At 52.7% G+C, this 18,529-nt stretch carries 20 protein-coding genes; 9 read left to right on the plus strand and 11 right to left on the minus strand.

Going from position 1 to position 18,529, the window contains the following annotated elements:
• The first annotated feature begins 53 nt into the window (after positions 1-53).
• Positions 54-2,216, plus strand: coding sequence for a putative bifunctional diguanylate cyclase/phosphodiesterase (locus BTJ39_RS05705; protein WP_338418155.1), 2,163 nt, complete (start codon positions 54-56; stop codon positions 2,214-2,216).
• Here BTJ39_RS05705 and BTJ39_RS05710 read toward each other — a convergent pair.
• Positions 2,204-3,631, minus strand: coding sequence for a purine-cytosine permease family protein (locus BTJ39_RS05710; RefSeq protein ID WP_078001705.1), 1,428 nt, complete (start codon positions 3,629-3,631; stop codon positions 2,204-2,206). The two genes, BTJ39_RS05705 and BTJ39_RS05710, sit on opposite strands and share 13 nt — an antisense overlap.
• A gap of 188 nt (positions 3,632-3,819) precedes the next feature.
• On the opposite strand from BTJ39_RS05710, the gene BTJ39_RS25275 reads away from it, so the two are divergent.
• From BTJ39_RS25275 to BTJ39_RS05735, 5 genes are all read left to right on the plus strand, one after another.
• Positions 3,820-3,954, plus strand: a complete 135-nt coding sequence (locus tag BTJ39_RS25275; protein WP_277869765.1) for a hypothetical protein — start codon at positions 3,820-3,822, stop codon at positions 3,952-3,954.
• A 186-nt stretch (positions 3,955-4,140) separates the two neighbouring features.
• Positions 4,141-5,037, plus strand: a complete 897-nt coding sequence (locus BTJ39_RS05720) for a DMT family transporter (RefSeq protein WP_078001707.1) — start codon at positions 4,141-4,143, stop codon at positions 5,035-5,037.
• A 318-nt stretch (positions 5,038-5,355) separates the two neighbouring features.
• Positions 5,356-6,477, plus strand: a complete 1,122-nt coding sequence (locus tag BTJ39_RS05725; RefSeq protein ID WP_078001708.1) for a phosphodiester glycosidase family protein — start codon at positions 5,356-5,358, stop codon at positions 6,475-6,477.
• 100 nt (positions 6,478-6,577) lie between these two features.
• Positions 6,578-7,654, plus strand: a complete 1,077-nt coding sequence (locus tag BTJ39_RS05730; protein WP_078001709.1) for a YdcF family protein — start codon at positions 6,578-6,580, stop codon at positions 7,652-7,654.
• Between the two features lie 226 nt (positions 7,655-7,880).
• On the plus strand, positions 7,881-9,998 hold the full coding sequence (locus BTJ39_RS05735; RefSeq protein WP_078001710.1) for a TonB-dependent siderophore receptor: 2,118 nt from the start codon (positions 7,881-7,883) through the stop codon (positions 9,996-9,998).
• Between the two features lie 133 nt (positions 9,999-10,131).
• On the opposite strand, the gene BTJ39_RS05740 is transcribed toward BTJ39_RS05735, so the two are convergent.
• Both BTJ39_RS05740 and BTJ39_RS05745 read right to left on the minus strand, forming a co-directional pair.
• Positions 10,132-10,380: a GlsB/YeaQ/YmgE family stress response membrane protein gene (locus BTJ39_RS05740; protein WP_078001711.1), complete on the minus strand. Its 249-nt coding sequence runs from the start codon at positions 10,378-10,380 to the stop codon at positions 10,132-10,134.
• A 13-nt stretch (positions 10,381-10,393) separates the two neighbouring features.
• Positions 10,394-10,591, minus strand: a complete 198-nt coding sequence (locus BTJ39_RS05745) for an ElaB/YgaM/YqjD family protein (RefSeq protein WP_078001712.1) — start codon at positions 10,589-10,591, stop codon at positions 10,394-10,396.
• A 206-nt stretch (positions 10,592-10,797) separates the two neighbouring features.
• On the opposite strand from BTJ39_RS05745, the gene BTJ39_RS05750 reads away from it, so the two are divergent.
• Entirely contained in the window at positions 10,798-11,532 is a 735-nt protein-coding gene (locus BTJ39_RS05750; RefSeq protein ID WP_078001713.1) for a flagellar brake protein, read from the plus strand.
• A 5-nt stretch (positions 11,533-11,537) separates the two neighbouring features.
• Here BTJ39_RS05750 and emtA read toward each other — a convergent pair whose 3' ends face one another.
• Positions 11,538-12,185 (minus strand): membrane-bound lytic murein transglycosylase EmtA, encoded by a 648-nt coding sequence (gene emtA, locus BTJ39_RS05755; RefSeq protein WP_078001714.1) that lies wholly within the window; start codon positions 12,183-12,185, stop codon positions 11,538-11,540.
• Between the two features lie 124 nt (positions 12,186-12,309).
• Between emtA and ldcA the strand changes: the two genes are divergently transcribed.
• Both ldcA and BTJ39_RS05765 read left to right on the plus strand, forming a co-directional pair.
• A complete protein-coding gene (gene ldcA, locus BTJ39_RS05760; protein WP_078001715.1) occupies positions 12,310-13,236 on the plus strand; it encodes a muramoyltetrapeptide carboxypeptidase in 927 nt (308 codons plus the stop codon).
• A 21-nt stretch (positions 13,237-13,257) separates the two neighbouring features.
• Positions 13,258-13,926 carry an MBL fold metallo-hydrolase gene (locus tag BTJ39_RS05765; protein ID WP_078001716.1) on the plus strand — a complete coding sequence of 223 codons (669 nt, stop codon included), beginning with the start codon at positions 13,258-13,260 and terminating at the stop codon, positions 13,924-13,926.
• Positions 13,927-13,939: 13 nt separating this feature from the next.
• On the opposite strand, the gene BTJ39_RS05770 is transcribed toward BTJ39_RS05765, so the two are convergent.
• From BTJ39_RS05770 to BTJ39_RS05800, 7 genes are all read right to left on the minus strand, one after another.
• Positions 13,940-14,356, minus strand: a complete 417-nt coding sequence (locus BTJ39_RS05770) for a GNAT family N-acetyltransferase (RefSeq protein ID WP_078001717.1) — start codon at positions 14,354-14,356, stop codon at positions 13,940-13,942.
• Positions 14,357-14,409: 53 nt separating this feature from the next.
• The gene (locus tag BTJ39_RS05775) at positions 14,410-14,799 is read right to left on the minus strand and encodes a hypothetical protein (RefSeq protein WP_078001718.1); all 390 of its coding nucleotides are present in this window, start codon (positions 14,797-14,799) and stop codon (positions 14,410-14,412) included.
• Between the two features lie 371 nt (positions 14,800-15,170).
• Entirely contained in the window at positions 15,171-15,395 is a 225-nt protein-coding gene (locus tag BTJ39_RS05780) for a YgdI/YgdR family lipoprotein (RefSeq protein WP_078001719.1), read from the minus strand.
• Between the two features lie 416 nt (positions 15,396-15,811).
• Positions 15,812-16,012: a hypothetical protein gene (locus BTJ39_RS05785; protein WP_078001720.1), complete on the minus strand. Its 201-nt coding sequence runs from the start codon at positions 16,010-16,012 to the stop codon at positions 15,812-15,814.
• A gap of 198 nt (positions 16,013-16,210) precedes the next feature.
• Complete coding sequence (locus tag BTJ39_RS05790; protein WP_078001721.1) at positions 16,211-16,501, minus strand: phage holin family protein; 291 nt, start codon at positions 16,499-16,501, stop codon at positions 16,211-16,213.
• Entirely contained in the window at positions 16,488-16,865 is a 378-nt protein-coding gene (locus tag BTJ39_RS05795; RefSeq protein ID WP_078001722.1) for a putative holin, read from the minus strand. Before BTJ39_RS05795 ends, BTJ39_RS05790 begins: the two co-directional genes overlap by 14 nt.
• Before the next feature lie 331 nt (positions 16,866-17,196).
• Positions 17,197-18,525 (minus strand): MFS transporter, encoded by a 1,329-nt coding sequence (locus BTJ39_RS05800; protein ID WP_078001723.1) that lies wholly within the window; start codon positions 18,523-18,525, stop codon positions 17,197-17,199.
• Between the last annotated feature and the right edge of the window lie 4 nt (positions 18,526-18,529).

Here is an 18,529-nt window from a genome sequence, read left to right on the forward strand (position 1 = left end):
TGTGCTAGTCTGATGGTACCCGGCATAACTCATTTCGGACATGCAAAACCTTGTTGATAAAAATAACTAACAGCTTTCGCAGCCATTTCATTCGTGAGATTTTACTCCCGCTGGTTGCCGTGTTGGTTATTACCTTTATCGCCGCCAGCGCCACCTTATCCTGGGCCACCGTAAAAAATAATCAGGATGCGTTGAAAGTTCAGCATGGCATCATCCACGCATCTTTGCTGCAAAGCGCCGAAGAGATGCGCCAACAGCAGCAAAGTCTGGCCCAATGGCGGTTGCTCATAGAGCATCTGCAAGCCGCCTCCCTTGACGTCCCCTGGATGGATGAAAATATCGGCGGCTGGCTGTCGCAGATGTTTAACCATCAGTTGGTATACATACTGAGTGCCGGGCAGCAGATACGTTATCGCTGGGAGCGGCCAGGAATGGCAGCGAATGGATACGCTGACGAAGTAGTAGAGAACGCCCGACGCTGGCAAGCTGACGCCCCTGCCATTCAGCCGCTACAGCGCGTCGCGCTAATCCGTTTAGGCGGCCGCCCGGCGATGCTGGCGGTCAGTAGCATCGGCGCGTCCAGCGATCCGCGCAATGCCGATCTGCTGATTAGCGTGCGTTTTATCGACGCTGATTATTTGCAAGCGCTTAGCGAACGCAGCCATCTGCAAGGGTTGCGGATTATCGAAGACGGCAATCCCCTGCCTCTTCCTGCACGCTATACCTTACGTAATCTTCAGGGACAAGCGGTCGGCGTGCTCAGCTGGCAGCCCGACAAGCCCGGCAGCCGGATGCTGCGTTTTATCGGTCCGGTGGTGCTGGTGGTGGTCATCATCATTACGATAATCTGCATCGTGATGATACGCCGCCTGTGGCTTTCCTCGCTGCGGCTCTCCAGCACCCTGTTGCAACTTAGCGCCAGCGAAGCGCAGGCCCAGCACATCGCCTTTCATGACGTTCTGACCGGCTTGCCAAACCGGGCGCTGGTTGAAAACCGGCTTAATCATAGCCTGCTTGCTGCCCAGAAGCAGAGCGTCGCCCTGCTGTTGCTCGATCTCGATCGTTTTAAAAACGTTAACGATACTTTCGGCCATCACGCCGGTGACAGCCTGATCGTTGAGGTCGCGAACCGCCTGCTCCCGCTGGTCAACAACGTGGATACGGTTGGCCGCCTGGGCGGCGATGAGTTCGTTATCATTTACCACCCGGAAAAAAGCGCACGCAGCGTGGCGCTGCTGTGCCAGAACATTATTGATGCGCTGAACCGCCCCTTTATGCTACTGGGGAACGAAGCCTGGGTTGGCGTGAGCATTGGCGTGGCCATCGCTCCGCAGGATGCAGTCGATCGTCAGGAAATGATGCGTAAGGCTGATATCGCCTTGTATGAAGCGAAGCATCAGGGGCGCGGGCAGTGCTGCCTGTTTGCCGCCCGGATGGATGAGTCGATCAAAACGCGCCAGCTTATGGCATCAGAACTGCGTCAGGCTCTGCAGCAGGAAAAACTGCAGGTCTATTATCAGCCGCTAATGAATATTGACGGCAGCCGGGTTATGGGGCTGGAAGCGCTGCTGCGCTGGCATCATCCGGGAAAAGGCTTTGTTCCGCCCGCCGAGTTTATTCCCATTGCCGAAGAAACCGGCCAAATCGTGCAGCTTGGCGAGTGGGTGCTGCGCGAAGCTTGCCGCGTCGCCCGCCAGTGGCCGCAGCTTAGCATCGCGGTCAACGTGTCGCCGATACAGTTCCGCTCCGCGGGCTTTGTTGAGCGCATTAGCGAAATTGTGCGCAGCGAGCAGGCGGACAGCCAACAAATTGAGCTGGAGATCACCGAAGGGGTATTGATGGATGACACCCAGGAAGCGAAGGTCATTATTGATGGTTTACGCGCTGCGGGCTTTCGCATTGCGCTGGATGATTTTGGTACCGGCTATTCCAGCCTCAACTATCTTAGCCACTTTCCGGTCGATAAAATTAAAATCGATCGCTCTTTTATTCAGTCGCTGGACAGCGGTGAAAATGCAACGGCAATTATAGAATCAGTGGTCAAGCTGGGCCATGCGATGGGGTTGACCGTTACTGCTGAAGGGGTAGAAACCAGCAGCCAGATGAGCGCACTCGCCGAAGCGGGCTGTAACCAGCTGCAGGGCTATCTGTTTTCAGAGGCAATCCCCCCCGACAGGATCGCCAGTCTGCTAAGCTCTGGTGATTATTCGGGATAAACCGTGGCGGTTAACACCTTGTCGCGGCGACGGTTTACCACCAGCCAACACAAGGCGGTAAAGACCCAGCCAATAATCCACGAAATATCATTTTCATCAAATATCCACACCAGCGGGCCGCTGAAAAATCCGTTAGATACAAACGGCAGCTGCACCAGTACGCCCACCGTGTAGGTCGCGATGCCCTTCAGATTCCAGCGACCATAGCGCCCGTCCGGATCGGCCAGCGCCGGGATATCCACGTGTCCGCGGCTGATAAAATAATAATCCATCAGGTTCATCGCACTCCAGGGTACGAAGAATGCCAGTAAAAACAGCAGAAACTGAGTGAACGCTTTGAGAAATGAGGGCTCTCCCAGCATAGCGATCGCACAGGAAATCAGCACCATCAGAACAATAAACAGCAGCCGTCCGCGTGGTGATATCGCGGTTGTACGGCGGAAGCCGCAAACGATGGTGGTAATCGACATAAAGCTGCCGTAGGCGTTAAGGGTGGTAAAGGTTACTTTGCCAAAGCAAATGGCAAGATACAGCACCATCGCCATCGCCCCGGTTGAACCCAGCCCGACAATATAGCCAACCTCATTGCCGGAAAAAGCCTTGCCCGCCAGCGCCGCAGCCACCACGCCCAGCGTCATGGATGCCTGGGTGCCCAGGGTGGTGCCGGCGAATACCGCAAAGAAGGTTTTGCCGGAAGAAAAGTTACGCGGCAGATAGCGCGAATAGTCAGAAACATAGGGACAAAAGGCGATTTGCCATGACGAAGAGAGCGACGCCGCCAGTAAAAACATCGGCAGCGAAAAATGCCGGTTAGCCAGCAGCGAACTCAGGTCATTTTCCATCAGCAGTCGGGCAAACAGATAGATAAACGTCAGCACGCCAACCACGCTGGCCACCTTACCCAGGCCGTGAATTAGCCGATAACCGAGCATCGCTACGCAGATGATGATCGCGCCAAAAGCGATGATGCCAATATTATCGCTGGCGCCAGTAAGATGCGCCAGCGCCTGACCGGCCAGCACCGTACCGCTGGCGGAAAAGCCGACGTACATGACGCACACCAGCAGCAGCGGGATCACCGCGCCGTAAACGCCAAACTGCGTGCGGCAGGTGATCATCTGCGGCAGACCCAGCCGCGGCCCCTGGATGGCGTGCAGCGCCATAATGCCAGCGCCGATAACCTGCCCCACCAGCAGCCCGACCAGTGACCAGACTACGTCACCGCCCAGCACCACCGCCAGCGCGCCGGTAACGATGGCGGTGATCTGTAAATTGCCACCGAACCAGAGGGTAAACTGACTGCCCGGACGTCCATGACGCTCAGCATCAGGGATATAATCAATGGAGCGGCGTTCAACCAGCCGCTTTTCCCCACGCGCCGACGGACGCGCATCATCAGATGATGCAAACGACATAATTTAACTCCTTGCCTGTAGTAATAATGTCGCGGACGGATAGCTACGCCATCGGCGCCGGACGGCAGATAATGTGGGTGCCGCTGAGTTGTTCAGTCTTGTATAGACAACCATAAATTACGTTGCCATATTTGCTGCAGGCCAGCAAGTAACAAAACCATAACAAAAACCGATGGAAGGCGAGAATTGTGAGCGCCGCCGCGCTTTGCTATATCGTTGCCTGCCGTGGCGCGGCGATTACCATCAGGCGGGTTTCACGCTGGATAATAGCCAGCGGCAATGCCATTCTCATCGTCCGCTTAATCCTCAGACGGCGGCGCTAACGTACCGCCTGTGCGGCAAAAATTACCGCCACGGCCTCATAACGTTTACTGAGGGCCGATAACGGAGGGTAATAAGCGGACAAAATTTAAAAAAAACCGCGCTTTCCCCGCGCAAGCGCGGCAATTCATGTCATGATATTCAGGTGATATAGCAAGCGTTCATCGGGAGAGCGTAAGGAAAGCGAGGTGGCGGTACGGCATTTTTTTCTCATTCTGTTAGTGGTTTCCATCTGGGCATTTAATAACGTCGCGGTGAAATGGGGGCTGCTGGAAATACCGCCGCTGTTTCTCACCCTGATGCGCTTTGTGGTGGTGGCTGTGTTACTGGTGCCTTTTACCCGCATCACCCGCAGACAGCTCCCCTATTTGCTGACGCTGGGTTTTACCTTCGGCTTTATGCATTTTTCCCTGCTGTTCGTCGGCATGAAATATACCGATGCGGGTACCGGCGCGGTGATTGTGCAGATGGGAACCCCGATAGCCATGGTGCTGGCAATGGTGGTGCTGCAGGAGCGGCTGAAGCCAGTGCAACTATTTGGTATCGCCATTTCACTGAGCGGCGTAGCGGTACTCAGCGGCAGCCCGACCATTCCGGCCTGGTGGGTACTGTGTCTGCTGCTGTGCAGCGCCAGCGGCTGGGCTATCAGCAACCTGGTGGTGAAAAAAACCCCGGCTATCCATCCGCTGGCGATGACCGGCTGGATGGCGCTGTTTGCAATACCAATCGTCGGCCTGACCAGCCTGAGTCAGGAAACCCACCAGCTGTACGCCCTCAGCCACGCCAGCTGGCGTGGCTGGTTCGGCATTCTCTACAGCGCGATTTTCTCTTCAATCATCGCCTACTCACTGTGGTACGGCATGCTGAGAACCTATAACATCAATCTGATCATGCCCTACTCCCTGCTGACGCCGGTGTTTTCGGTAATCATGGGCGTGGTTATTCTCGGCGACAGCATGAACCAGTTTAAAATCTGCGGTTCGCTGCTGGTGATGCTCGGCACCGCCATTGCGGTTATTAATTTGCGCAGCCTGAAGATGCATGCTCGCTTTCCACGGCTGCGACGCGGCCGAAGTGGGCGCTGATCACCACTTCAGACCCGGTTAAATCACCGTTGCCAATGACGACAACGGTGAATAACTGGATTAACGAAGATAAATTTTTCGCTGAACGTTAAAAATATTAACCCGGTTGCAAAAAATATAAAAAAACCCATCAGCGCGCTGAAATAAGCGTTTTTTAAAAAAAAGCCGCCAGATATTAGGTTATAAACGGCCTGACTACTCGCCCTTATCAGTCAAACTGCGTCGATAAATAGCTTCGGTAGGTTTATCAGGCCAGAACGCCAGGGCGTGGGTAAAAGCGATGATACCGGTAGCGTTGGAGAGACAAGGAGTTTGGTTATGAAAATTTCGGGCGTGAGTTTTAACTCACCCTGTCCTGTTCCGGATAATACAGGCGGTGAGAAGGCAACTCTGCTGGCTAAACGGATAGCTAACGTTTCAAATACAGCAGAGAAACCACTCATCACCTCCTTTGAGGTATTAAAAAGGATTATTGGCGAAGAAAGAGCGCTTGCCGTTGACAGCGTCATCTCGTACGAAGTGTTTGCCAATGGCATCGCCCATGAAAAGGTTAACAAGCAGAGTGATACGTTTTTTTATCCGCCAACGGGCAGTAATAAAGCAAAAATATATGCCACCATGAAGGTTGGCTCAAGATATGATGCGATGCATATTACCCACGGCGCGAACGATCTCAATGTATTACATACGCCTGATAATGTATTTGGCAAAAACAGCAATGACTTGTTAAAAGACAACAATGTTAAAGGGCCAAAGGCATTCATCAACGGCGGATTTTCAGCTTTTTTGTCACATATGCTGATAGTCCGTCCGGCAACGGGACCCGGGCAGGATCCCAACAGAGATTCCAGCGCCATTGCCACCGGAGATAAATACCAGGGGCATAAGATTGGCCATGCCGATGGCTGCGACAATAAACTGCCGATACCGGGAGAGTGGCGGGATGACTATGGCCACATTGTCAAAGATAAAAGGGCATTATTGTCGTGCGGACCGTATCTTAACGATGAGAATATGAATTTCGCCGATCAGCGTTTTAACTATTACTATGCCAACGGCCAGAAAAATCTTGCAGCCTATTTTCAGGGTAATCTTACTCATTGCGGCAATCCAAATCCCAGAGCGGCGATCTCCATTAATGACGAAAAAGACGTTACCTTGCATACGCTGACAACTGACCGCTATAAGCGTGATTTAGGCGTTACGATGTCTGAATGGAAAGAGATTGTGGCACAGGGTGCGCCAAACGCTACATCGTTAAACCTGGATGGTGCAGGTTCTATCTCAATGGGCTACATAAGTGCGTCAGGTAAAATCAACCAGATTGCAAAAGGCGATGAAAAATTGCGCCCGGTAGCTAATATTTTAACCATCGGAGCATCCCCTAAAAATAATACTGACCAATCTACTGCAAGCATCGAAAGGAATATAAACTCATAGCATTGCTGACGTTAAATTCAGATAAATATTCACCGATAAAACCATCAGCTGAGCTGATGGTTCCCCCCTGCCCCTGTTTAAATATTAATGCGACATCCTGATGATAAGACTATTTATTTTTTTAACGGTTATTTTCTTCTCAAATGCCATTATCGCAAAAGATCCCAAGGACGCTAACTACGCCAAAGATGAAAGCCTGACGACAAAAGACGTCGGACGTTTACTTCAGGAAGCAAGTTTCATTTATAACTCGCCTGAAAGAGTAAGAAAGCCAGGAATGGCACAAAAAACTGCTGATAATATGGCTGCAGTTATCGAAAAGCTTAAAGCAGCGTTTAAATTAGCCCCCTGGCGTGCCGATTTGCTATTCAGTCAGGCCAGTGCTTATATTCATCTTAATGATGTTGATAAGGCTATTTGTATTTATCAACAAATCTTACTTATTGCCCCTCAGGATATCGATGCACTGACTTATCTTTCAGTCTGGCGACATATGCAGGGCAACCTTAACGCGCAACAAAACAGCATGGATCAACTGAAAACGCTTTCTTCTGAACGAGAATCAGAAGTGAGGCGATTACTGCACACCATCGATCGTATCCTTATTTCTCCCTGGCAGGATGAAATACCAGCGCCCCAGCAGCGCACCGATAAACTGGCTATCGTGACCATGGGCTATGCCCTCAACGCTGACGGTTCAATGCACAGCGTTCTGGTTGCACGGCTTGAGAAAACGTTGCAGCTGGCGCAAAAATTTCCACAGGCTATTCTGATCGTCACGGGTGGCGCGCCGAAAAATAACCGGACGGAAGCACAGGCAATGACGCAATGGCTGATAAAACATGGCGTAAATAACCGCCGGATATTTGCCGATCATTACTCAACAAGCACCGTGCAAAATGCGCTTTTTGCCCGTTATATTCTCAGCCAGCAAAAAATAAAACGCGCGCTGATTGTCACTTCTCCCGGCCATCTCAGACGCAGCAAACTGCTATTTACCCTGGCAAGCCGGCAAACTGGCCCCCGAAACATTGAATATCTTTCTGTTGCAGACAGTGAGAAAGCACAGGAAACGAACAGACAGACGAGCCCGATAGAAAAAATATTTTTATACCGGGACGCACTTAAAGTGATCGGTTTGAGAAGTTTCAGAAGTGCGCCATTAGAAGAGCTTTAGCAGCTGACCATAGCGAGATTTCAGCACCACAATAAGCAATCCCTCGGTTTATCCGTACATTTTATAATGTTAACAGATAAGAAAAACAAACAGTTGCATGCTTAGCAGCAAAAGATAATAATTCTCGTTAATATTATCATAAAAGTTCTTATTATCATTAGTTGCTAATGAGAACATGCTTAATGCGAATTATTGCGGCAAGCACAACATATGTACGGACTTAATGATGAAAATAGCCTTTACCGTTAAGCGTTCAGTTCTGCTGTGCAGTCTGGCTGCTGCGTTGCCAAATTACAGTTTTGCTGAAGAGAATATGCTGGTCAGCGCCGCGCCAATAGAAAGCGCCGATGCCCCGACCCGCGGCTATACGGCGCCTTCCAGCAAAGGCGCAACCAAAACCGACAGGCCTTTAATTACCAGCGGGCAGTCGGTTTCAGTCATCACCCGGCAGCAGATGGAGGATCAGGGCGCGCTGACGGTAAACGATGCGCTCAACTACACCGCCGGTGCCTTCAGCAACTTCGCCGGCGCCGCGACCCGCTATGACGCCGTTTCCCTGCGCGGCTTCCACGGCGGCGACGTTGACAACACGTTTTTGGATGGCCTGCGACTGATGAGCGACGCCGGCAGCTTTAACGTGCTGCAGGTCGATCCCTGGTTTCTTGAGCGGCTGGATGTGATTAAAGGACCTTCCTCTGCGCTGTATGGTCAGACGGTGCCCGGCGGCCTGGTGATGGATACCTCAAAAAGTCCGTTATTCAGTGAGCAAGGACATTTCCGCCTGCTGGGAGGAACCAACAACACCCGCGGCGCCGCCTTTGATTATACTAACGCCATTAACGATCGGCTGGCGTTTCGCCTGGTCGGCCTGACGCGCAGCAGCGATACGCAGTATCAGCATACCCGGGAAGAAAAATATGCCATCTCGCCTTCCCTGCTATGGCAGCCCAGTGAAGATACTTCGCTTTTGCTGCGCGCTTATCTGGAAAAAGATCCTTCCGGCGGCTATCACAGTTCGGTTCCGGGCGAAGGCAGCATCAACGGGCATAATGGCTATAAGCTGAGCAATGGATTTTACGATGGCGACAGCGCGCTTGATCAGTTTAAACGCAATGAGCAGATCTACAGCCTGGCATTTTCGCACCGCTTTAATGACACCTGGGCATTTCGCTCAAATGCCAGCTATTCGCACTCCACTGTGGATGTTGACCAGGTCTATCAGACCGGCTGGCTGAGCGCTGATTCTGACCTGCTGAGCCGTTACTATTCCGGCTCGCGCTCGTCACTCAATGCCTGGGCCATTGATAATCAGCTGGAGGCGGATTTCAATACCGGGGAATTACAGCATAAAATGGTACTGGGTGCTGAATATCACCAGTTTACCAACGATCTGCGGGACGCCGCCGGCGCCGCTAATCCGCTGAATGCCCGGAGCGGCGAGGCAATAGGTCCCCAGTATAATTATGATTTTTCCCGCAGCCAGCGTCGTTATTATCAAACCGGCCTTTATCTGCAGGATGAGATGAAATGGGACCGCTGGCACCTGGATCTCTCCGGGCGCTACGATCGCATCGTGTCACAAAGCGAAGCCTACGCAACCGGCAGCAAGCACCGACGTCAGGATGACCATCTCAGCGGCCGCGCCGCGCTGCTTTATGCCTTCGATAACGGTATTTCACCGTACCTCAGCTACAGCCAGGCCATTACGCCACAGGTACTTGCCGACGCCAACGGCGACCTGCTGGAGCCGACCAGCGCCGAACAATATGAGGCCGGGGTAAAATATCAGCCTGCTGGCACCCAGGATCTGTATACCCTGGCGGTTTACGATCTGACGCAAAAAAACGTCGGTAACCGGGTGATTGTCGGTTCTTATTTTGAACCGGCAGGTAAGGTTCATTCGCAGGGCATTGAGCTGGAAGCGCATAATCAGCTGACGCCGCGTCTGAGCACCATTGCCAGCTACACCTTAAGCAGAGTGCGCTTTAAGGACTCCATTGACGGCAACGAAGGCCATACGCCGATTCTGACGCCGAATAACATGGCGAATGCCTGGGTGCATTATAAATTTGATTACGGCCTTTCCGCCGGCGCAGGCGTACGCTATATCGGCAAACAGTGGGCGGATAACGAAAATACCACCCGCCTGCCCTCTGTCACCCTGTTTGATCTATCGGTACGCGCTGACCTTGCAAGCATCAATAGCAATCTGAAAGGCGCCTGGTTACAGCTTAATGCGAATAATCTGACTGACCGTAAATATGTGGCTGCCTGCTATACGCTAAATAATTGCTATTGGGGGGTGGAGCGTTCAGTGGTGGCAACCTTCGGCTATGATTTCTGATGGCAGCTGAGAAATGACGCCAGCGCTACGGCTCTAATTAAGACGATATTGCCGGAAAGTCGGCTTTAAGCTCGCGGGTGATAAGCGGAAACGAGCAGGCATTGGCCTGCTCGTTTTGTTTGTATTCAGTCGATCAGCTGCGCAGCTTGCGATAGATGAACAGCACCACCAGCGCGCCAACCACCGCGACGGCGAAGCTGCCAACGTTGAAGCCATCAACCTTGCCAAAGCCGAGCAAGGTACTGATCCAGCCGCCCACCAGGGCGCCGACGATACCCAGAATGACGGTGACAATAAAACCGCCGCCGTCTTTGCCCGGCATAATCCACTTAGCCAGAATACCGGCAATCAAACCAAAAATAATCCATGCAATAATGCCCATCTGTTATTTCTCCTTATTTACGACTAAGTAATGCACCAACGACCAGACCCAGGGTGGCGCCGATGCCGACGCCCGCCCAGGGGTTTTCTTTAATATAGCGACAGGATGCCTGGGTCAGATTGCACAGCTCATCCATCGCTGCACAGCTGCTGTTCTTCACCGACTCTTCGCTGTCTGCTACCGCTTTCTTAACCTGCCTTTTAGTGACCATATCATCGCTCCTGATGTTGATTTACTGAGAAATTATGCTGATAAGTATAGAAGGAAATATCAGGGGTAAGAATATTCCAAGTGTAATCTCATGCGAAAAGGTAGCAAAAGTAAGTTAACCGCTAAAGATTCTCCTGCCACCGCCGATACTCTGGCGATAAGACTTCAAATCTGATTAAGCTAGTAAGAATAATAACGGAGCGGGATGTGAAAGAGGTCGATAACGAGCAGTTTCTTAAAAGGGGCCCTCTGGCAGTCAGCAATACGCTGAAGGATTTGCTTAAATCTCAAACGCCGGTGATGGTTTCACACTCACGCGGGCAGTTTATTTCCAAATTACTGTATGTTGACCAGCAGCAGCTGATTCTGGATTACGGCAGTAGCAGCTTTGATAACCAGCTGGCGCTCACGGCGGAAAATATCTACCTGACCGCAGACGCCCAGGGAGCGCGTATCGAGCTGACCGTCCCGTCGTTCAGCAGCGTTAGCTATGAAAACCTGCCGGCCTTTTCCGCCGCGTTACCAGAAACACTCTGGGCGATTCAGCGGCGGGAATTTTTCCGCGTTTATCCACCGCTCGATCCGATATTCTGGTGCTCCTGCGTCTGGCCGGACGGCAGCACCCAGCGCTTTCGCCTGCAGGATCTTTCTCTGGGAGGCATTGGCGTGCTATGCGACAGCGAACCGCCGGAAGGCCTGGCACCTGGCGATATACTGAAAAACCTACAGGTAGAAATGGGTGACTATGGGCAGTTTCAGATGGACGTGCAGCTAATCAGTATCGGTAAGCGCAGCGTTATCAGCAGTAAAAATGAAATGCTGGTCACGCCGCGCCTCAGCTTCCGTTTTTCCTATGTTCCACCGGTTCAGGAGCGCCAGCTACAGCAGGTTATCTTTGCCCTTGAACGCCTGGCGCGGGAAAAGGCGACCCGCTTTCAGTAACAGCCTCAGCTGATGGTGCGATACGCGGTAGTCACCTTCCATAAATAGCGCGGCGCCTGAGCCGCCGGGTGACTGCGCTGAACGTGTTGATAAAACGCTTCGGGAGACATGGCGTTAATCATGGCAATCGCCTTGTTACGGTCGGAGGAGAAGGTCCGTAACAGCGCGCCGGCGCCGTTAGCGTAAGAAACAATCAGCGCATAGCGCATGGTCTCAGGGTTACGTATCCCCGCCAGCGACTGTTCCCGCAGCAGGCTGATATAGGCCGTGCCGATATCAATATTAATCGCCGGGTCACGCAGATCACGATTGCTTGGCTGACCGTGACGCCCCTGCGAGCGGTATACTTCCTTGCCCGCCGTTGAGGCCTTAATCTGCATCAGACCAATGGCATTGGAACGGCTGACGACCGTCGGATTACCGCCCGACTCGACGCTGATAATCGCGTCAATCAGCTTCTGATCGACACCATATACTTTTGAAGCCTGTTCGGTAAACAACGACCAGCTGTCTGCCACTTCACTGGGTGGCGCTTTGGTCAATGGCGTTTTATGCTCTGGCGTTGTTGCTCGCTGCGGATGATAAGCCTGCTCGCTGGCACATCCCGCCAGTAGTAACGTTAATGCACAAAGAGATAGCGTACGTTTATTCACCCGTTTATTCCTGAGTCGCCGTTTCGCGCTTAATCATATCAGGCTGTAATTCTGGTAAAATTACCGATAATCTTAAAGTTACTTAACCATGACTGCCTTCGCAGTACCGAATGGAATATCAGTAATGAGCACCTCCGTTTCCCGACATCTGCAGCTGATCGCCCCTTCCGGCTACTGCCATAATCAGGCCGCAGCCCGGCGAGGCGTCGCTTATTTCCAGCAGCTGGGCCATCAGGTCAGCGGCGAAGACGTGATTGCGCGTCGGTTTCAGCGCTTCGCCGGTAGCGATGCGCAACGCCTTGCCGACTGGCAGCATTTGCTCGATTGCCAACACCTGCCCGATATCGTACTGGCGGTGCGCGGCGGCTACGGCGCTACCCGGCTGCTGCCAGCGCTGGATTTTGCCGCGCTGGGTGCCAGGTTACGCGACCAGCCGCTGGCGCTTTGCGGTCATAGCGATTTTACCGCCATGCAGATGGCGCTGCTCAGTCAGTGCGGGGTTATTAGCTTCAGCGGCCCGATGCTGGCCGGCAATTTTGGCGCTGAGCATTTATCTGAATTCACACTCAGCCACTTCTGGCGAGCGATGACTTCCCCTACATTACAGGTTGAATGGCAAACATCTGCAAGGCAGTTGAATGTCAGCGGTACCGTCTGGGGAGGAAATCTGGCTATGCTGGCCTCTCTGGTGGGAACGCCCTGGCTACCGACGATTGAAGGCGGCATTCTGGTGATCGAGGATATCAATGAGCATCCTTTTCGCACCGAGCGAATGCTATTACAACTGGCTGACTGCGGCATCCTCGCACGCCAGAGCGCCATCATCGCCGGCAGTTTTACCGGCAGCAAGCTGACCGAATATGATAATGGCTACGACTTCGATAGCGTCTGGGCGTTGATAAGCGAAAGAACCGGCTTACCCGTGGTTACCGGTCTGCCTTTCGGTCATGACCGGGATACTGTAACGCTGCCGCTGGGTGCCCGCGGGCATCTGCAGGTCAATGGGACAGACTGTCGTCTGACGCTTTCAGGCCACCCAACGCTACGCTGATCGCGGCCGCAGGAGTGCGCCATGATGCAGCTTTATGAAGATTTATGGGTGTCTATTCCCCAGGAGTTAACGGAAGGTGCGGTGACGCCGCCGTTGATGATGCATGGATTTTTGCTGAAACATGCGCGCGGCAATATTCTGATTTCCCGCATGGAAAATCCAATTGATCATCAGGCGATTGAAGAAGCCGGCGGAATTTTTCGCCACTATCTGACGCACTGGCACGAGGCCGGCCCCGCTCTGCCGCTATTGCAGCAGCGTTTTAACGCTGCGCTCTACTGCCATAACAAAGCGCTGGGCGCCGTAACGCATTTTGCCGAACCGGATGATACCTTCAGCCAGGCTGAAGTCCATTGCGGCAGCTTCCACGTGGTGCCAACGCCCGGGCATACCCCCGGCAGCACCAGCTATCTATATGCCTCGCCCAATGGAAAGACCTATTTGTTCGTCGGCGATACGCTCACGCTGTATGACGGCAGATGGGTAACCATGCTGGGTGAGGACAGCAATGAAGCGGATTTGCACCAAAGCCTCGACTTTTACCGGGCGCTGCGACCCGATGTGCTGCTGCTGAGCACCACGTCCGGCGATGTCCCCTGGCAGGAGGTTGATTTGCCGCGCTGGCTGGCGATCCTCGATGAGGCGGAAAACTCGCCGCTGGACTTACGTCGCGGCGAGGTTGACGCCTGATAAGCAGTGAACGCTAGAGGTCTTTGGTCAGGTAAAAACGCTGCTGGCCTGGGTGCGGATAATTATCCAGCGTCCAGCCAAGGTGGTAGCCCAGCTTTTCATAGAAAGGACGCGCCTGAAAGCTGGCGGTATCAACCTGCGCATAGCGGCACTGCTGCCGACGCGCCTCCTCTTCTGCCGCCTGTATCAGCCGCGATCCTACCTGCTGACCGCGCAGCGCCTCGCTGACCCACAGCATATCAATGCGCAGCCAGTCGCCGGCGATGCTGCCCGTCAGCCCGGCCAGCTTTTGATCTTGCTCACCGTTAATAAAAAATCCCAACGGCGTAATGCGTTTGATATCCATAAACTGGCGGTTGTAATTGAGTAAACCGCAGCGGATTTCATGCAAATCTTCATGACTGGGATTATGGGTCAGAACGATATCCATTTAAGCTCCTGGCGTGAAGCCCGCGCTGATAGCCAAATCGGGCGAGGGAAAAGTTAAGAATGTCGATCGCTGGCGGGATGCCATGACGGCAGCGTAACGATTTGGATCGCACGGTTCGCGCTGCGCTGGCAGGGGATGACTTTGTTGCTGCCGGCGTAGGAAAAAAAGGTTTCCCCGGTACGATCATCCACCATCATCTGATCGCCATTGCGAAACAGAGTAACCGAAACTCTATCACCGTTATCGAGACGAGAGAACGTTTTGCCTGCGGCAATCTGAAACTGATGTTCAGGCCACAACAGGGTGGTTAACCCATAATAGACCCTTGAAACCGTCATCGTGGCGCGCCCGGGACAGGTTAATTGAAACTCGAAGACCCCTTTGGCGACGTTGGTATGGCTGGCGGCAAGCAACAGCAGGCCAGCCGGAAGGTAAACAGACACAAATTCCTCTCCATGTGAAAAATTTCCGTAGCCGGAGCTTAGCACAGCCTGAACCGTGCAAGAAAACCCGCCGCCGGATGAACGCCGCTTGTAAATCAGCAGCCTGATGGCTGACTAAGTATGCATAAAAGCGCTGACGCCAGCGACGGCAATCGGTAACAAAATCCCGGGCTTGCTGACAAAGCTGACACGCAACGGTGAATAAGCTATTCACCCGTCGGCGTGTTGGAATAAAGAAACTGCCTGAATGAGTAATGAAGAAACTAAGGCTTATCTGAATGGATAGCAGGCTATTAGCCCGCTATCGGGGAGTCGACAGGAGGCGCCATTGCAGGGTCAGAAACCGGCGCCGTTTTCCTGCTGTCACTGATTTAGTTTACCCGCGACATTGACTGAATATCAGTTTCATTGACCGCCTGTTGCTGGCCATTTTCATCGGTGTAAATAACTTCATGGGTAGTGCTGTCCATTTCCGGCTTGCCCTGGGCTACTACCGAACTACCGTCCTTCATATGTAACATCCAGGCATTGGACGCACAGGCTGTCAGGGTCGCGCTAAGCAATACGCCAGACAGCAGCAGAATAATTTTTTTCATTGTTTTATCTCCTTTTCATTAGCGAAGTAAGTATAGATCAGCCGCCTGTAACTGCCCTCACCGCTAAAAGCGGGTCAGATGGGAATTGGTGTGGAGAATAGTGACGGATAATCAGCCGCAGCAGCAATCTGTCTTATTGGATATCACAGCGCCGGCAATGGCAAAATTAAAATTAATTAATAAAATTCAAATAATTAACTTGAAAAAATAGAACTCAACTGGTTTTAACCCAAAGAAATAGCGCGTCAATAATAAGTAAATTTTATCATTCTGAAGCAAAGATCGCGTTGCGCAGCTAATCAAAAAAGCAGAAAATTCCTGCCGTGAACTTGCTGGTTCCGTAACTAAAAGAAAACAGAATAAATTTGCCCGGCCTGAGCCGGGCTTTTTTTTTAACCGAATAACGTGCCAGCCACTCAGCTCTGACGATCGCGGGTATATTGATAGAGAATGTCATAAACGCGCGCGGCGTATTCAGCACTGTTTTGCAACATGTCTTTCGCTTCTTCCAGGGATTGAGGTTCAACCTGGCCGACAATACGCCATCCCAGCGCAATGTTTTTGGCCTCTTCCAGTCGGTCTTCCGGTGGGGTTTCAACAGTTGCGGCTTCTGACACGTGATTCTCCTCATTTGGCTTTGGGACCTATCTTATAGCCCCAAAGGCCAGCTTCCAACCGTATAACGGCCAGAATAATCGCTTTTTTCTCAGTTTTATCTAAAAACAGATTAGTACCAGTCTGATTAACAGATTATGTTAACTGGATTGGCGGCGGCAATGCCAAAACAGGTCATCAGGAAACCCGCTAAAAGATCCTCAACGCCGACCCGGCTTGAGCACGTAAAAAATGACCGCAATATTACCATTGGCGCGAAATACCGCCGCGCACAAAATGGAATTGATCAGCAGCGACGCCCAGTGTATCGGGCCGTAATGGGCAAACAGGAAGCGAAAAGGCACCGAGGCGTAAGCGAGGATGATCACATAGGCTAACCACGCGGCCCACCATTGATGCTGCGAGTCCGGCCTTTTGAAAAACATCAGCCGGATGACGATAGCGCTACAAATCATTACGTTACTCCATACCATCAGATCACTTAGCATCATGATTTCCTCCTTTCAGCCGCTTGAGCCAGTATCCTGGGTCCTGCTTGCTGAAAAATGTCAGCGTTTTTATCGCCAGAGCGGAGAGCAGTACCGCCCCCAGCGAATCTAATGGATGGTCCTGATAACCAAGAAATTCGGCTAATTTCGCGCCAACCAGGCCAGAGCCGTAAATCCCCATGATGTAAGAAACCACAAAGTAAGCCGCTCTTTGCAGTAAGCGAAGCTCGACCGCGCTGGCTACATAAAATACCGCGCCGGCAAAAGCGCCAAACATTACGCTGTAATCCGTCCCTGACAGCCAGTGATGGGAGCCCGTTGATGATGCGACCGCGTTCAGAGCGGGTACAACATGCTGACTGGACATAGTGCCCCCTTACGCAATACTGAGCCTGGTGATCGACTGACAGATAAGATTGCTGCTTGCTCACCTTTATCATGCCTCTCCCCCCTGGAGGTCTGCGGCGAACCAGTCCGGCTCATAACGGCTGGCAGCTGAAGCAAGCTTAACGCCCTGTTTTTTATAACCTCACCGTACAAAACGGCATAAAAAAACCCCGCCAGGGCGGGGCGACTGATTGCAGCATTGCTGCAACGCTTGCGAACATTTTTTAAATAATAAGCGTATAAATGCGTACGCGTGAGAGCCAGACGGCAAAATTAATCACCCCAGACAAGCCAAACATGGCGACTACGCATCAGCTACCAAGAGAAATCCCCTTGGTTTCCGGACCCAAAGCCACCGCTACGGCGGTGATCGCGCTTAGCACAATCATATAAACCGCCACCGAGGCATAGTGCCCGTTTGACCAGACCAGCAGCGCACTGGCTATCATGGGCGCCAGACCGCCGGCAAAAATAGAAGAAATCTCCCGCGACATAGAAATCGCCGTGACCCGGGTTCGCGATTCAAACAGCTCGGCAAACCAGGCCGACTGGACCGAAAACATCGAATAATTCGCGGTCGCTATCATAAACACCATCGCCGGGATGATAAGCCACGGATTGCCGGTATTAAGCAGCCAGAAATAAGGGAACACGGCCACGCCGAATAAAATAGCGCCGCCCATATAGACCGGCCGACGTCCGATGCGATCCGACAATGCGCCATAAAAAGGAATCGCCAGCGAGCCGAACGCTGCGCCAAGCAGAACGCCGGTAACGGGCACCATGCTGGCGACTTTCAGATGCTGTGTCACATAAGAAAGCGACCAGACTTGCAGAAAGAAACCGGCGCTGTTTTCCGCCATCCGCGCCCCCAGCGCAACCAGAAAATTACGCCAGTTATGCTGCCAGACGCGTACGAATGGCGCCCTGACCTGCTTTTTCTGCTGGCGCAGCTGATTAAACACCGGTGATTCGCTGACATACAGGCGAATGAGTCCTCCGACCACCACCGCCAGCAGGCTAAGAACAAAGGGTATCCGCCAGCCCCAGCTGAGAAAATCCGGCTCCGGCAGCTGCTGAACCAGCGCGAAGGCCGCCGCTGACAGCAATACGCCGCAGCCAATACCCACGCCTGACCAGCTGGCATAGTAGCCGCGACGCTCCGCCGGCGCTTTCTCCGCACACAGCGTAATCGCCGAGCTAAACTCCGCCCCGGCGCCCAATCCTTGCAGTAAACGCAACAGCGTCAACAGCAACGGCGCGGCAAAGCCAATCTGTCCGTAGCCCGGCAGCAGACCGATTAGCGTGGTGCTGAGTCCCATTAGCAGTAGCGTCCAGATCAGGACCGGCCGCCGTCCATAGCGATCGCCGATATAACCAAACAGCAGACCGCCCAGCGGCCTGACCAGGAAACCGACGCCATAGCTGGCAAACGCCGCCAGGGTTCCCAGCATGGGATTGAACTGCGGAAAAAAGAGATGATTAAAGATGAGCGCCGCTGCGGTGCCGTACAGATAAAAGTCATACCATTCCAGTGCGGTTCCAACCACCGATGATAGCAAGGTCAGGCGCAGCTGACGCTTTGTCAGCGCCGTTTCATCGCCATGCTGCGCGTCAAGTGACAGGGTATCGTTTGCCATTTTT

The organism is Izhakiella australiensis (assembly GCF_002006995.1).
Taxonomy (GTDB): domain Bacteria; phylum Pseudomonadota; class Gammaproteobacteria; order Enterobacterales; family Enterobacteriaceae; genus Izhakiella; species Izhakiella australiensis.

Bases quoted from the DNA above. Each gene is read 5' to 3' on its own strand.
- BTJ39_RS05710 (WP_078001705.1), bottom strand. From the start codon at position 3,631: ATGTCGTTTGCATCATCTGATGATGCGCGTCCGTCGGCGCGTGGGGAA.
- BTJ39_RS05725 (WP_078001708.1), top strand. From the start codon at position 5,356: ATGAAAATTTCGGGCGTGAGTTTTAACTCACCCTGTCCTGTTCCGGAT.
- BTJ39_RS05730 (WP_078001709.1), top strand. From the start codon at position 6,578: ATGATAAGACTATTTATTTTTTTAACGGTTATTTTCTTCTCAAATGCC.
- BTJ39_RS05735 (WP_078001710.1), top strand. From the start codon at position 7,881: ATGAAAATAGCCTTTACCGTTAAGCGTTCAGTTCTGCTGTGCAGTCTG.
- BTJ39_RS05740 (WP_078001711.1), bottom strand. From the start codon at position 10,380: ATGGGCATTATTGCATGGATTATTTTTGGTTTGATTGCCGGTATTCTG.
- BTJ39_RS05745 (WP_078001712.1), bottom strand. From the start codon at position 10,591: ATGGTCACTAAAAGGCAGGTTAAGAAAGCGGTAGCAGACAGCGAAGAG.
- ldcA (WP_078001715.1), top strand. From the start codon at position 12,310: ATGAGCACCTCCGTTTCCCGACATCTGCAGCTGATCGCCCCTTCCGGC.
- BTJ39_RS05765 (WP_078001716.1), top strand. From the start codon at position 13,258: ATGATGCAGCTTTATGAAGATTTATGGGTGTCTATTCCCCAGGAGTTA.
- BTJ39_RS05770 (WP_078001717.1), bottom strand. From the start codon at position 14,356: ATGGATATCGTTCTGACCCATAATCCCAGTCATGAAGATTTGCATGAA.
- BTJ39_RS05780 (WP_078001719.1), bottom strand. From the start codon at position 15,395: ATGAAAAAAATTATTCTGCTGCTGTCTGGCGTATTGCTTAGCGCGACC.
- BTJ39_RS05790 (WP_078001721.1), bottom strand. From the start codon at position 16,501: ATGATGCTAAGTGATCTGATGGTATGGAGTAACGTAATGATTTGTAGC.
- BTJ39_RS05795 (WP_078001722.1), bottom strand. From the start codon at position 16,865: ATGTCCAGTCAGCATGTTGTACCCGCTCTGAACGCGGTCGCATCATCA.
- BTJ39_RS05800 (WP_078001723.1), bottom strand. From the start codon at position 18,525: ATGGCAAACGATACCCTGTCACTTGACGCGCAGCATGGCGATGAAACG.